Below are 13,841 nucleotides of genomic sequence, written 5' to 3'. Positions count from 1 at the left end.
AGGGCTCCGCATCATATAGGTTGCCTTTAAGCTTTGCTTTTTTCTTTTTTCGGCGCCTTTTTCGCAGGGGCTTCTTTCACTTCTTCCGCCACTTTTGCAACCGGTTCTTCGGCTGCCTCGGCTGGCGCTTCGGTCACCACAAACGATTCGGGAAGGTGCTTCGAAAGCAGGTTGTACCAGGAAATGATTTTCTTGATATCCGACACATATACTTTGGATCGGTCGAATTCGGGAAGTACTTCAGCAAGAAATTCGATCAGTTCTTTGTCCGACGAAGTTTTAACGGACAGTTTCACTTCTTCTCCGTGAATTTCACGGATTTTCAGGAACACATCCGATAATGCAACGGATTCTTCGGCCCCGTCCGTAAAGATCGAAACGTCTTTCAGCACCGACACCCGGGCAGTTGGCCCGATCAGCGTTTTCTCGCGTTTCTCATCCAGGCTTTCCACGATCACGCCTGCACGGCTGGGCTTAAGAATGCGGTACAACCCCGGCTTGCCGGATACATTGGCAACTTCTTTCAACAAATCCATTCCTGTTGATTCTACTTTTTCACTCATCCTTTCTTGCTATGGTTATATCTTGTGTTAATGTTGGATGCTGCAATCAATTTTTGCGCAAAATAACGGAAAGATTGTCCGGGAAACAACCGATTCGCTATTTTGTGTTCACAAATGACTGATTATAAGTTTCTATTGCCGCCAGTATAGGTTCCCCGCCCTCGTTTTTCTCGGCCGAGGTTACGTACATGTTCGGTATTTCTTCCCACAATTCGCCCATTTTACGCTTGTAGGCTTCTACCTGGCTGCCGATCTGGCCCGGTTTGAGTTTATCCGCTTTGGTGAAAATGATTTCGAACGGAATGCCCGCTTCGCCCAGCGACGCCATAAATTCAAGATCGACGACCATGGCGCTGTGGCGGACATCCACAAGCACGAATGTGCAAATGAGGTTTTGGCGGTAATGCAGGTAGTCGTGGATCATTTTTTCCCACTTATCGCGCTCCACCTTGCTCACTTTGGCATAGCCATAGCCGGGCAAATCCACCAGGTACCAGGCATTATCGACCAGAAAATGGTTGATCATCTGCGTTTTCCCCGGTTGCTGTGAGGTTTTGGCCAATGCCTTTTTCCCCGTCAGCATGTTGATAAGCGACGATTTACCCACGTTGGATCGTCCGATGAACGCATATTCGGGAAGAATCGGCTCGGGGCATTTCCGGTAATCAGAATTGCTCATTATGTAGCGGGCTTCCTGAACTTTCATGTTGATATGATGTTAATGAAGTTGCGAAGTTACCCTTTTTGGGCTCTTATCCGCAAAACGACACGGGGCGGCAGCGGGCTGTAATTGTGTAAAACAAAACAAAGGCGTATTTTCGTTAATGCAATATTGAAATCATAAAAGAGGTTGAAAATGAAAAATTTAAAGAATTTAGGGTTTGCCGTATTGGGCTTTATGCTGGCCATGTCGGTAGCGATCGCCGGGGAAGGATATAAAAAGGGGGCTAAAAACGCCGAGAAGGGCATTCAGTTTACCGAGGGCTCGTGGTCGGCTATTCTTAAACAAGCCAAAAAAGAGAATAAAGTTATTTTCCTCGACGCCTATACAACCTGGTGCGGGCCGTGCAAATTGCTGCAAAAGAATGTTTTCACACGCGACGACGTTGCGGCGGCTTTCAATGGGAATTTTATCAATGTAAAAATAGATATGGAAAGCGGTGAAGGGCCCGCGCTCGCCAAAAAGTACCCGATTGAAGGTTATCCGACTTTGTTTTTTATCAATAGCAAAGGCAAAGTGGTGAAACAGCTCCTGGGATACCAGCAGCCCCAGGACCTGATCAAGGTGGCTAAATCGATACAGAAAAACCCGACTATTTAATCTTACATACAAAAAGAAACCCCGCAGATTGGCTCTGCGGGGTTTCTTTTTGCACCGATCTTATTCGTAATAGTTGGGAACGCGGTGGCCGCTGCTTTCCAGCAAACGATCCTTGCGGAATAGCTGAACATCGGCCGTAACCATGTCGTTGACGAGCGCTTTCAGGTCGTATTTCGGTTTCCAGCCCAGTTTTTCAATCGATTTTGTCGGGTCGCCTATGAGCAGTTCCACTTCGGTCGGGCGGAAGTAGCGCGGGTCAACGGCCACAACTTCTTTACCGATCTCAACCTGGAACTCCGGATTGCTGCATTTAACCACTTTCGCGATCTCGTTCACGCCCTCACCGGAGAATTCCACTTCGATACCCACTTCCGCGAAGGCCATTCTCACAAATTCGCGGATGCGGGTCGTGACGCCGGTCGCGATCACGAAATCCTCGGGAGTTTCCTGTTGCAGGATGAGCCACATCGCTTCCACGAAATCTTTGGCATGGCCCCAGTCGCGTTGAGCGTCGAGGTTACCTAGGTACACTTTGTCCTGCAAGCCTAATGCGATACGCGCTACGGCACGGGTGATTTTGCGGGTTACGAAAGTCTCACCGCGCAATGGCGACTCGTGGTTGAAAAGAATACCATTCACGGCGAACATATTATATGCTTCGCGGTAGTTGACCGTAATCCAGTAACCATAAAGCTTGGCAACCGCGTAAGGCGAGCGTGGGTAGAATGGCGTGCGCTCGGACTGCGGCACTTCCTGTACCAATCCGTACAATTCCGAAGTGGATGCCTGGTAAATTTTGGTTTTGTGGGTAAGTCCCAGCAAACGTACCGCTTCCAGGATTCGGAGCGTTCCGATGCCGTCGACATTAGCGGTATATTCAGGCTCTTCGAAGCTCACCTGAACGTGGGACATTGCCCCGAGATTGTATATTTCATCCGGTTGAACTTCCTGGATAATCCGGATGATATTCGCAGAGTCGCTCAGGTCGCCGTAATGAAGGTGAAAGCGTACGTCTTTCTCGTGCGGATCCTCGTAAATGTGGTCGATCCGCTGGGTGTTGAACAACGAACTGCGGCGTTTGATACCATGCACTTCATATCCCTTGCTCAAAAGGAGCTCGGCCAAATAGGAGCCATCCTGGCCGGTGATCCCTGTAATTAGCGCTTTCTTCATTCTGTTTGGTAGTATGTATATGTGGATAATATTATCCGGTTAATAAGTATTTACAAAAATTGCGTCCAATGGCCTCCTAGTTATGGTCGGAAGCCGGGTTTATCATCAGGCTCCGCTTGATATCGACCCTGTCGGCCAGAATCACGGCGGAAGCGTATTGCTCCCGGATCACATCCAGGTATTGCTCCGCGTCGCTCCTGTACATGAAGTCGCCCACTTTCACGCGGTAGGTAGGCTGGGTGTATGAAACATACGGGTTCAGGTCCGGAAATGCCTGGTAGATATATGACTTGGCATTATCGGCCTCCTGCCTCACATTGCCTACATAAATCTGGATCCTGAAACCATTGATATACCGGATCGACTTGTTTTGCTTAGCCAGCGTATCCAGCACCGATTCCAGTTTCCTGTTGACATACAGTGGTTTATCCACATCGCCTTTCGGGACATTGTTGCTCTTTGGGGGCGCTGTCGCTTCCGGGCGGGTTACGACGGCAGGTTCCACATATTCGTAACGTGGCCGGACCGTCGAAAGGTCTTCCTTATAATCGGAACCCGAGCTCACCACCGACTTTTTGCTACAACCCGAAATCAGAATGATGCCAAGATGCAAGGCCCATAAAAATTTCTTTTTTAGCGTCATATCCTGAACCATTGTAACTGAGCCCACAAACTTAATCAAAATTGGATGAATCACCATACCGCTTAATTTTGAATGTAATACCTAACTTTACCCGGTTTATTCCTGTTTTCAATGCAAATACAATCCAACGTTTCACTTCGTCATCTCAATACATTCGGGCTCGATGCCGCTGCCAGGTATTTTGTAAATGTGCGGTCCGTCGAAGAATTAACAGCCATTTTGCGTGATCCCGTATGGAAGCGAACCCCGAAATTTATCCTCGGCGGAGGCAGTAATATCCTGCTCACGAAAGATATCGACGCCCTGGTGATCCACCCTGGCCTGAAAGGGATCGATATGATCGAAGAAAATGAAGAGGAGATCGTGCTGAAAGTGGGTGCCGGGGAGGTTTGGCACGAATTCGTGATGTATTGTGTGGGAAAAGGCTATGGCGGTGTGGAAAACCTCTCACTGATCCCCGGCACGGTGGGCGCGGCGCCGATGCAGAATATCGGGGCTTACGGTGTGGAAATCAAGAGCGTGATCGAGTCGGTGGAAGCCGTAGACATGGAAAGCGGTGCAAAGCGTGTCTTTACGAATGCCGAGTGCCGGTTCGGATACCGTGAAAGTGTATTCAAAAAAACGTTGAAGGATAAATATCTAATCACTGGCGCTACTTTCAGGCTCAGCAAAAAGCCCGTTTTGAACGTCGCGTACGGGGATGTGCAAAAAACTTTGCAGGAAATGGGGGCGGAAACCCCCACCATCCGCGACATCAGCGAGGCGATTATGCACATCCGGCGCAGTAAACTGCCCGATCCGGCCGAGATCGGCAATGCAGGCAGCTTTTTCAAAAACCCCGAAATACCGGTTACTCAGTTTAACGAATTGAAAGGAACATTTCCGGAGCTGCCCGGTTATCCTGTGGATGCAGGAACCATTAAGGTGCCGGCTGGCTGGCTGATCGAAAGGGCGGGTTGGAAAGGTTACCGCGACGGGGCTATCGGCGTGCATGCGCGGCAGGCGTTGGTGCTGGTCAATTACGGCGGCGGCACGGGGGCTGAAATCAAGGCATTATCCGAAAAAATACAGGAATCCGTGGCAGACAAGTTCGGAATCCGCCTCAACGCAGAAGTCAATTTTATTTAACCAATGGCGCGGAACAAAAAATTATATACATCAATTGCCCTGCTCGCGGTATTCATCGTTGTTTTTTTTCTGAAAGAGCGGTTTACGGTGGCTCTTTATCAGGACGAGCATCATTATCTCCCCACGGCGGTTTTGTTCAGCAAGGAACCGATTCCATCGCTTAATCTGCTTCAAACCTACAACGAGTTGAATACGCCCGTTCCTTTCATTCTCGGTGGATGGGTGCTCGATATTTTCGGGAAGGATATCCAAAATCTGCGTCTGCTTACCGCGTTTACCAGTTTTGCATTGCTCATGCTCTTCGTTTGGTACAGCCCCCGGAATACCGGGCGTTTCTGGCTTTGCCTGGGCGGGTTGCTCATTTTCCCGAACTACTATCTGGTGAGCGTATACTATTACACCGACATTTTTGCGATGATCTTCACGCTGGGCGGTGTGATCGCGTATTTACGGAAACGGCATTGGGTGGCATTCGTCTCGCTCGTGGCGGCCATTTGCTGCCGGCAATATATGCTCGCATTCCCGGCGGCAATTCTGGCCTATGAAGTTTTCAAAAATGTAAAATGGAATGCAGGTCCGGCGATTTTGATTAAAAGCGTATTTTTCGATACGACGTGGGTCTGGTACGCATTGGCTGTACTGGCGATTGTGCCTTGGGTGGTCATCTGGCACGGCCCGGCGCCGGCCTCGGTAATGGCCGATCAGCATTACGATTCGGATAAGCTGGTGCAATATAACTTTGGTTATTTAATGTACGCGTCGGTCGTCGTGGCGGTGTATTACATTGTGCCCGAAACCCTCGTTACCCGCCGTTTTACGCATTACCTGGAATATCCGCGCAGGCATCCGCTGATGTTTATTGGTTTCCTGGCGGTGGTCGCTGCGATCGTTATGTTTTTCCCTGCCAAACAAGCCCATAACCCTTATTTTACCTGGCCGTATCTGGGTTATGTCGATGAACTGCTGATGAAAATCGGTATCAGTGGCTTGCCGAAACAGGTGATTTTCGGGATATTAATGCTCGTTACGCTGGTTCGTTTTGTATCGCCGCGTTTCAACCTTGCCACATGGGTGTATTTGCTGAATGTGCTACTGCTGGGCAAGGCGCAGTTGTCGTGGGATAAGTACTCCTTGCCAATGATCATGGTGCTATGGTTCCTGGCAATGTATGACGAACATTGGCTGCCGTCGGCAACCCGTCCCGAAAATGAACCGGCGCCATTGAATATGAAATATTAAAGATATATTTATGACCGTTTGCCTGCTCCGCGGCCGGGGAAAGGCAGAGGCTTAACGGCATCGAAAACAGTTTGTTAATGAAATGAATTTTACACACCTGAAATCCTTACTTTTTTGCATTCTTCTATGCTGCGTTGCCGGCGGTTCCTATGCCCAGCGTTTCTTTTCGGTTGTTTTCGACAAGTTGCCCAGGGACATGCAGCTTTATGCACGCGGCGACGATAATCTGGCCGATGTGCCCATTTCCGGGGTCATCGAACTGGCCGGATGGGATCACATGTCGGTGGTGACGTTCAGGAACAACGTGCGGACCGGCTACCAGAAATCCACGATCACTTACGGCGCCGGCACGACCGGTACATTCAGCATGAAGCCTCGAATAAAGGCGGAAATGGCGGATTACTCATTTGAAGTATACGCTTGCCATGAGGCCGACTCCGTGCTGATCGTACGCCGCAACGACATAGTGGCAGGGGATTTCTATGTAATCAGCGGCCAATCCAATGCGGCAGCCACCATTTTTGGGGCATGGTCCAGTAAATATGCCCGCACGGTCGCCCGGATTCCCGACGGGAACGCTGCGATAACGCCCGGCGATACGCTATGGACTTCCGCGGCCTGGTCGTGGACGTACGTAGGGGCGTGGGGTCTCGAAATGCAAAAAGAGATTCTTGAGCGCGACAGCATTCCCACTTGCGTCATCAACGGATCGCTTCCCGGTAAAAAACTGAGTGAGTTTTTAAACCGGGACCCCAGGGATCCGACGAGTTTTTCGCTCTACGGCGGTTTGTTGAAACGTGTTCGTGTGGCAAATCCGGCCCGGATCCGTGCATTTATCTGGATGCACGGCGAGCAGGAAGTGTTTGAAAATATCGGCAATTATGCCGAAGAATATGACCAGCTTTACAACTTCTGGAAGGAGGATTATCCCCAGGTGGAACAATTTGTGGTGGTCCAGTCTAATCTGATCATCCTCCGTGGCGATGCCGCCGACCGTGTGGGGGGATCGGTACGCGATTTCCTGAGAAGAACGAAGTATCTCTACCCTAAAACCGATCATTTCACGGCCATTGGCACGCCCGATTATGACGGCGTGCATTATCACAGGCCGGGCTACGAGGAATTTGGGCGGAGAATGTACCGCTTTTTTGCCCCGACTATCTACGGGTCTAAAAGATTCGGATAATGTGAGATGCCCGGATATCAAAAAAGCGTTCTATACCAATGCTGAGAAAAAGGAGATTGTGCTCATATTCGACGAAGGCCAGGATTTAAAATGGCCCGCCGACTCGACTGTGACCGGCCAGGATGGCAAGCCGCTGGTTTTAAGCCTTAAAAATTTCTTTTACCTTGATGGAAACGAAAAGAAAGCCGCATTCTCGGCTGGAAAAGCGGAAGGAAACCGGGTCACGCTTACGCTTAAAGAGCCGTCCAATGCGACCAAATTGAGCTACCTGCCGTCGTTCTATCCCGATAATCTGCCGTTGATCGAACCTTTTTCGTTCAATATCGCCATTTACACCGGCCCTTATTTGCGGAACAAGCGGAATTTGGGCGCGTTTTCTTTCGATAAAGTGAGCATAGGCACGCTGCTTCCGAATGTGGAGCTTTCGGCCAACCGGACGTTCAACTCTGTAATCCTGTCATGGAAGGCGGTGGAGGGTGCTACGGGCTATGTGCTCGAAAAGAAGACTGCCGACACTATGTCTTACGTTTTGCTGGAAAACGTCGATTCGAAAACATTGGTTTTTGAAGATAAGGACATAGAAATCAATGCTACTTATACCTATCGCATCCAGGCCGTCAGCGACATTTCACAATCCGCTTATGCAACCGCGCGTGTTGATCTGACCCCTATTTTGGGTGTGGAGCAAAACGGCAGGGAGTTGACCTGGGAGATTTACCCGAATCCGGTTGACGATATTTTGAAAGTAGGATTTAGAAATCCTGAATCCGGCGTGATAGAGGTATTCAACGCCACGGGCCAGTCGCGGATCCGCTCGGAATACAAGGCTGTTAAGAACTGGGAGATGAATATCGCTAAATGGCCGGCTGGAATTTATCTGTTGCAGGTGGAACAAAAGAATGGGATCCGGGCTACACAGAAGTTTATCAAGCGGTAAGTTGTCCATAGACTAGGCCATTTCACGGCATTGGACGCCACCATGAGGCGACCGATTTGTAATATTAGGGTTGAACGGAAGGCCACATTACGGATCTAAGGGTGGCGCGATATATTTTTCGTAAAAGGAATCAGTTTTTCCCAGATATTGCTCCGCCTCCTGCCGCGACCATCGTTGCCGTAACGTTTCATACAGGCTGGGATAGGCATTATAAGGAATCGGAACAAATTTCGAACTCACCGGGCTCCACAAGGCAGTTAGCCGGTTAAATCTGGCTGCACGATAAAATCGCCCGATACCTATCGACGCCGGAAACAATAGCACCAGCACAATAATTATGCAAACCGCTTTTCCCCGCAATGCCATAAGCACTTTGGGCAATGGCTGCGCAGTGAGCGGATAGACGAGGCAGCAGCCGATCAGGATCAGAACCGGCATCATTCCGCGCAGTAACATATCGTTTACTTTTCCAACCCTGACCAGCGGAAACAGCAATGCAAGGGAAATCAGCAACCAGAAAGGCGCCGCCGGAATGCCTGGCAAATCAATTCGCCGGCATACCTGGAATACAATTACAAAGAGAAGGGCATCCGTCACCGTGTTGGCCAGATATTCACGCAGCAAATTACCCGCGTCGGTCCGGAATTCCCAGATCAACCCATTTTCGGGCGGGTGCGGATGCGACTGGAATAGCGCCAGCACCGGAATCGCCACGAAGAAGGGAAGCATGATCCGTTCGAAAAACGCCTGGAAAGAAATACCCCATCGTATCCATTGACAAACCAGCAGCAACGCGGTGATCAAACCTATCGCCAATGCGGGGAAAGCTGCCCACCAAAGTGCCAGCGCCGTTGGAAAGCAAAGAAGGGCGTAGTCCAGTCGGTGGCGGATCGCATGGAAAAGCATTCCCCCCCAGGATCAGCGAAGGAATAAACTGATTCGGAGCCCAGAACAGATTTTCGAGGTTCGACCAATGTTCCATGCCAATCTCTTCGTACCGGTATAGCTGAATGGACAAATGCGCCATAATGCTTTTAAAAAGCCTGGGGAAGTCGCCCACAAATAACACCAGTAACGCGGCCCACCACTTATGCCCCAGTGATATGTATATCCACAACAATCCGAGCGTAACGCCCAGGCCGGTCCAGATCAGGATCGCAGCCTGTGAAATGTGGCCCGCCAGTTTGGAGAAGGCAGCCGGGACCAGATAATAACCGAAATAATAGGCCATTACCGGTCGGTTTGCTGGAAAACGAAGCGGCCAGTCGTTTTGCAGAAGCTCCTGAAATTTCGCGTTGTGGCACCAATGGTCCATGGTCTGGAACGCAAACCCGGTGATACCCGATGCCAACGTCAGCACTGTCGCCCCAATCAATGCAATGCTCAGGTCTTTTAAATCGATAAAAGTTTTACGAAACCCAATCTCCCACGAAACATTTTTATAGGAAATATAAAATATCAATACAATTCCGATTAACGCAATTGCCGGTTTGGTCCAGCAGGAATAATAAATGACATTGGGAATTAGCAGATATACGATTGTATATATGTAAAGTGTTTTATATCGCATTTAATTAGAATAATGTGTGTATTACTTATTTGGATTATCAACCGGCTGACATCCGGCTGATTGCTATTTGTGGAATGTAAATGCTGTATTTATTTACGGACCAGCATGTAGAGCTTCCGCAGGTAATCCCGGTTTACAATGCAGAACCTGATCAGGTTACTTCGGCCGGTGATTTCCAGCTTTTTACCGATCCTTCGCTTGTAATTTTCAATGCTTTTCCGCTCGATAACGAGGCATTCGGCTATTTCGGCGGTGGTGAGGCCATCGGCCATGAAGGATACCACTTCCCATTCTCGGTCGGTGAGTTGAAGTAATTTCTGATTAATTGGCTGGTAATCGTCGGCCAATAGTATGGAAGCATTCGCTGATACAGGGGTCATAGATAGCGTGATGATAGTGTTGGTTTGAAGAGGGTTTAGCTGCCGGAATCACGAGAAGTAATCCGGCACAGGCGCAAAATTATTTGTTTTATTTAAAATAAAAACCCATCAAAAATTGAGGTGTGAGACATGAAATTTTGAAGGGTTAATGAAATAGGTGAATTAAAACGATCCAGATAGTTTTACGGAAACAACTTTACTTATTTCGTTATGCACACTAATGTTCATTTAGCCGGATGCGTTCTGGCCTGTCTGCTTTTAGTCCACGCAAACCATTTATTTGCACGTAGCTTTATAAATAAGGACCAGGCAGACATCGACCCCGTTTTGTTTTCAATGTCTGCGGATAAGTCCGTGGTAATGGTCGGCGAAGAGTTTTCGATCGACATCCAATGTACGCTACGCGACCTTTCGGGCCTGCGATTATCCCCGGTTTCGCTGGATGGCGAGTTTGTTTTGAAGGTAGTTTTGCCGGATGGTTTTTTGCAAACGGCCGGTAATTATTACCATGCGGTTTCGGCTAAATTGTTGCGACCGGGCGATAAAGTGACATACCGGCTTACAGGCAAGTTCGTATCCAGGCCCTCTTCGAGGAAATTTATGCTGTTGCGGGGAACAAAGCATTCCGTAACTATCGACCGGTTTCTCTACCGCGGAGAACTTGCCATTGCGGTTGACGACCGGAATCCAACGGAAAAAGTCCTGCGAGGGACAGCCGCCGATGCATTCAGCCAGTGCCTCGAGGCGGAATCGATGTCTGGTGCCAATGGCCCTGTTACGAGTGATCCAAACGCCTCGAACGGTCAGACGCGCGGTGCCGAAAACCAGTACAATCACTTTGTCGATTATATCGTGAATGTTCCCGCAGCGGGGGTTTACCAGGTTACGTTACGCTATTACTCGTCGGTGGCACCGGTAGTGAATGTGACGGTCAACGGCGGCAATGCACAAAGCATTGCGTTACCGAATTCGGGCTCGTGGAATATTGCGTATACGGAACATACGTTTGCCGTGAGTCTGAATGCGGGTGTTTCTACCCTGAAGATAGCCGGTACCGGCGGCGGGAGTTGCCGGCAGGATAAAATCTGCGTCGCGGCTGACGTTCAGACCTGCGCGGTTATGAACAAAGTGAGGTTGCACTGGCGTACGGCCGATTTTAGCAGGCTCAATGGAGCGAAAATCCAGGGCTCCAACGACGGCTCGACCTGGACCGACATTTACATGATCAGTGTGAACGCGACGGGTAGCTGGCAGGAATTTACATTTCCCAATGCGACGCCCTACCAGCACGTGCGTTATGCCGCGAGCCCCGCCGGATATGGCGAGTTGCGCGAGATAGAGTTTTACAGCGGCATCATCAAGCTTTCCGGAACGGCATTCGGTTCGGATCCGAATGTGGCTGGAATGGGCTGGCAATACGCCGTCGACGGAGTTGTAAACGCGTCGTGGCATGGACAATACACAGGCGTAGGCGCGCATGCGGGGCCCAGTAATTTCGTCGGCTTATCCATTACCGGTTGCGCAACTACTTGTATTAAGCCATCCGTTGTGCTAACGGCCGGAACGGCTGTTTGTCCGGCGACGAATCAGCAGGTCACACTAACGGCTTCCGGTTACACGGGTAACGTGAGTTGGCTGTTGAACGGGTCGCCTGTTGGAAACGGCCCGTCAATAACAACGGCTAATACGGGTGCTTACGCCGCTTTCAGTACCAATGGTGCCTGTGCCAGTGGGCAGTCCAATACTTTTACTGTCGCCCAGGCGGCCAACTGTGCGGTTCCCGCATTGGTGCCCAAGGTTTCATCCAGCGGTTTTCCTGAAATTCTTACATTATCGATTGTCCCCGATCCGGCTAACCCCGGAGGCTGGTTGCTGAACGATTTGGGCACAGTGAATTTGCCGGCGGGTTATGAATGGTCCTATTTTATCGGAAATAAATGGTTAAGGACGGGGGCCAATCTTACCAACGAACCCTGGCAGTCGAGCAGCCCGGGCCGGGTTGTGAAGATGGCGACGAAGATCGGGTTGGACACGCTCAATCGCTGGCCATGCCCGCCGGAAGGCTGCAATTACTATTATCAAAACGACGCCGTCGCGCAGCTGGCGCCCGGCGCAAGGGGAGGTCTCACCACTTTTATTTTTAACTGACTATGAAAAAACTCATTCTCTTTGGGGTGCTCCTGAGTGCCCTGACCCTTCATGCCCAGATTGTACCGGTTACTTTCAAGAACACCATTCCCACCGGCTACGACCCGATATCACAGGTCCCCGGATTCATGGAGTCGAGCCCGAACATTACCATGCCTGCGGGGCATGTGCTGGTAAAGCCCCCTACGAAGCAATCGTATACGTGGGCGCAGACGTTCGCGAAAGGCGGCACGCACTATAATCGGATTGAGATCGGTAATGAGGGCTCGCTGGCAACATTCAGGAACACTTATCCGGATAAGGAATACAATGGTGTGCCTACCACGCAAGGGATTTTCGGGCTCGCTTGCGGCGGGCAGGAAGAATGGGTGGATGGGTACAACAAAAAATGCTGGCCCAATGGCCCACTCACGGACGCGGAGGCACGCGCGAAGGCGCACGAGATTTGGAATAGCGGCAACGCGTCCAATCTCTGGATCGGTGAGACGATGGAAAACTTTCCGTTCATGCCGGCCGACAAGCCTATGTGGCATTCGTTTTATGATGAGCTGGCGGGCCTTTACGAAGCGAAGAAAGCACAGGATCAAAAGCCGTTTTTTCTCTGCCATAACTACTTCACGACAAGTCCTTATTACCTCGGCAATACCTCGAAAACCCAGGCCGACTGGGAAGTAATGTACACGCAGGACCCGTCGCAATGGCAGATGAAAACATTGTTTCATCCCGGCGGTACATTATCGCGCACCAATACCATCGTGGAGGGCATTTACTTTGGGGCGTTCGACCTCAATCCGGGGCAGGCTATGAATACGCTCTTTTGTATGGAGCTCTGGCAAAAGCTCGGCAAGTACACCGGTATGTTCTTTTATAACCAGCACGAATGGGCTCCCGAGTCGTTCCCCGACAAGGTCACGTTTCCGGAAGGCACGTTTTTCCGTGCAGATAAACCTGTGCATGATCCCGCATTCCAGATTCTCATGGGCTTTCTCGCGCATGAATAGGGAAACATCTTCGTCGATTGGGGAACATTCCTGAAACAACCCGCGGGCAAGAAGCCGATTGGGTACTACCAACCGGTGCATCAAAGTATGGATTACTGGAGGCCTAATGCCGGTGGCCCGTCCACGTTTCCATATTACTATCAGTTAGGTGTGGGTTTGCCGCCGCAGGATTTTTATTCGCCGCTGGCGGTCAGCAGCGATTACACCTATTTCGGGAATTTGCTCTGGATGCAGACTGGTGGCATGGTCGCAAGTGGGACGCCCTACTATTGCTCTTATCGCCTCGACGGCAATGCGTGGATCGACCGGAAACCGACCGGCTGTGATATCGTGGGTGCCTACTTCGCCAAAAGAGGGATTGCGCGGTGTCGTATTTCAGGCAACAAGATGGTTTTATATTACTTTAATATGTACGCCGACAACCTCCGGCACAGTATCGAGATCAAACATCCGACCAACCCTATTAAAAGTTACACCGGCACCGTATGTGGAAGCGGTATCCATGTGGCGCTGCTGGATATTTAGAAGGCAGTTTCAGCGATAATCGGAATA

The 13,841-nt window shown here is 50.2% G+C and carries 15 protein-coding genes; 8 read left to right on the top strand and 7 right to left on the bottom strand.

The genetic code is table 11. The annotated features are described in order from the left end of the window. Positions 1-26: 26 nt before the first annotated feature. Both ABV298_RS13200 and yihA read right to left on the bottom strand, forming a co-directional pair. Positions 27-563 carry a DUF5606 domain-containing protein gene (locus tag ABV298_RS13200; protein ID WP_353722554.1) on the bottom strand — a complete coding sequence of 179 codons (537 nt, stop codon included), beginning with the start codon at positions 561-563 and terminating at the stop codon, positions 27-29. A 97-nt stretch (positions 564-660) separates the two neighbouring features. Beyond that, the gene (gene yihA / locus ABV298_RS13195) at positions 661-1,269 is read right to left on the bottom strand and encodes a ribosome biogenesis GTP-binding protein YihA/YsxC (RefSeq protein WP_353722553.1); all 609 of its coding nucleotides are present in this window, start codon (positions 1,267-1,269) and stop codon (positions 661-663) included. 150 nt (positions 1,270-1,419) lie between these two features. Here yihA and ABV298_RS13190 point away from each other — a divergent pair, with 150 nt between their 5' ends. Then, positions 1,420-1,884 (top strand): thioredoxin family protein, encoded by a 465-nt coding sequence (locus tag ABV298_RS13190; protein WP_353722552.1) that lies wholly within the window; start codon positions 1,420-1,422, stop codon positions 1,882-1,884. 60 nt (positions 1,885-1,944) lie between these two features. Here ABV298_RS13190 and gmd read toward each other — a convergent pair whose 3' ends face one another. Next, positions 1,945-3,057, bottom strand: a complete 1,113-nt coding sequence (gmd, locus tag ABV298_RS13185; protein ID WP_353722551.1) for a GDP-mannose 4,6-dehydratase — start codon at positions 3,055-3,057, stop codon at positions 1,945-1,947. A gap of 76 nt (positions 3,058-3,133) precedes the next feature. Next, positions 3,134-3,670, bottom strand: a complete 537-nt coding sequence (locus tag ABV298_RS13180; RefSeq protein ID WP_353722550.1) for an SPOR domain-containing protein — start codon at positions 3,668-3,670, stop codon at positions 3,134-3,136. 141 nt (positions 3,671-3,811) lie between these two features. Here ABV298_RS13180 and murB point away from each other — a divergent pair, with 141 nt between their 5' ends. From murB to ABV298_RS13160, 4 genes are all read left to right on the top strand, one after another. Next, positions 3,812-4,828, top strand: coding sequence for a UDP-N-acetylmuramate dehydrogenase (murB, locus tag ABV298_RS13175; RefSeq protein ID WP_353722549.1), 1,017 nt, complete (start codon positions 3,812-3,814; stop codon positions 4,826-4,828). Positions 4,829-4,831: 3 nt separating this feature from the next. Continuing rightward, positions 4,832-6,067, top strand: a complete 1,236-nt coding sequence (locus tag ABV298_RS13170; protein WP_353722548.1) for a hypothetical protein — start codon at positions 4,832-4,834, stop codon at positions 6,065-6,067. 82 nt (positions 6,068-6,149) lie between these two features. Further along, positions 6,150-7,253, top strand: coding sequence for a sialate O-acetylesterase (locus ABV298_RS13165; protein ID WP_353722547.1), 1,104 nt, complete (start codon positions 6,150-6,152; stop codon positions 7,251-7,253). A 1-nt stretch (position 7,254) separates the two neighbouring features. Then, positions 7,255-8,190 (top strand): T9SS type A sorting domain-containing protein, encoded by a 936-nt coding sequence (locus tag ABV298_RS13160; RefSeq protein WP_353722546.1) that lies wholly within the window; start codon positions 7,255-7,257, stop codon positions 8,188-8,190. 87 nt (positions 8,191-8,277) lie between these two features. Here ABV298_RS13160 and ABV298_RS13155 read toward each other — a convergent pair whose 3' ends face one another. From ABV298_RS13155 to ABV298_RS13145, 3 genes are all read right to left on the bottom strand, one after another. Next, positions 8,278-8,847: a hypothetical protein gene (locus tag ABV298_RS13155; RefSeq protein WP_353722545.1), complete on the bottom strand. Its 570-nt coding sequence runs from the start codon at positions 8,845-8,847 to the stop codon at positions 8,278-8,280. Continuing rightward, complete coding sequence (locus tag ABV298_RS13150; protein WP_353722544.1) at positions 8,816-9,652, bottom strand: hypothetical protein; 837 nt, start codon at positions 9,650-9,652, stop codon at positions 8,816-8,818. The genes ABV298_RS13155 and ABV298_RS13150 overlap by 32 nt, the downstream gene beginning before the upstream one ends. 197 nt (positions 9,653-9,849) lie before the next feature. Further along, on the bottom strand, positions 9,850-10,140 hold the full coding sequence (locus ABV298_RS13145) for a helix-turn-helix transcriptional regulator (protein WP_353722543.1): 291 nt from the start codon (positions 10,138-10,140) through the stop codon (positions 9,850-9,852). Positions 10,141-10,476: 336 nt separating this feature from the next. On the opposite strand from ABV298_RS13145, the gene ABV298_RS13140 reads away from it, so the two are divergent. The 3 genes from ABV298_RS13140 (at position 10,477) to ABV298_RS13130 (ending at position 13,814) form a co-directional block, all read left to right on the top strand. After that, on the top strand, positions 10,477-12,288 hold the full coding sequence (locus ABV298_RS13140; RefSeq protein ID WP_353722542.1) for a carbohydrate-binding protein: 1,812 nt from the start codon (positions 10,477-10,479) through the stop codon (positions 12,286-12,288). Positions 12,289-12,290: 2 nt separating this feature from the next. Then, a complete protein-coding gene (locus tag ABV298_RS13135) occupies positions 12,291-13,289 on the top strand; it encodes a hypothetical protein (protein ID WP_353722541.1) in 999 nt (332 codons plus the stop codon). 87 nt (positions 13,290-13,376) lie between these two features. Continuing rightward, positions 13,377-13,814 (top strand): hypothetical protein, encoded by a 438-nt coding sequence (locus tag ABV298_RS13130; protein WP_353722540.1) that lies wholly within the window; start codon positions 13,377-13,379, stop codon positions 13,812-13,814. Positions 13,815-13,841: the final 27 nt, after the last annotated feature.

It is taken from the genome of Dyadobacter sp. 676 (assembly GCF_040448675.1).
Taxonomy (GTDB): domain Bacteria; phylum Bacteroidota; class Bacteroidia; order Cytophagales; family Spirosomataceae; genus Dyadobacter.
The sequence above is the reverse complement of the archived record's forward strand: the minus strand, read 5'-3'. Positions and strand labels throughout refer to the sequence as shown.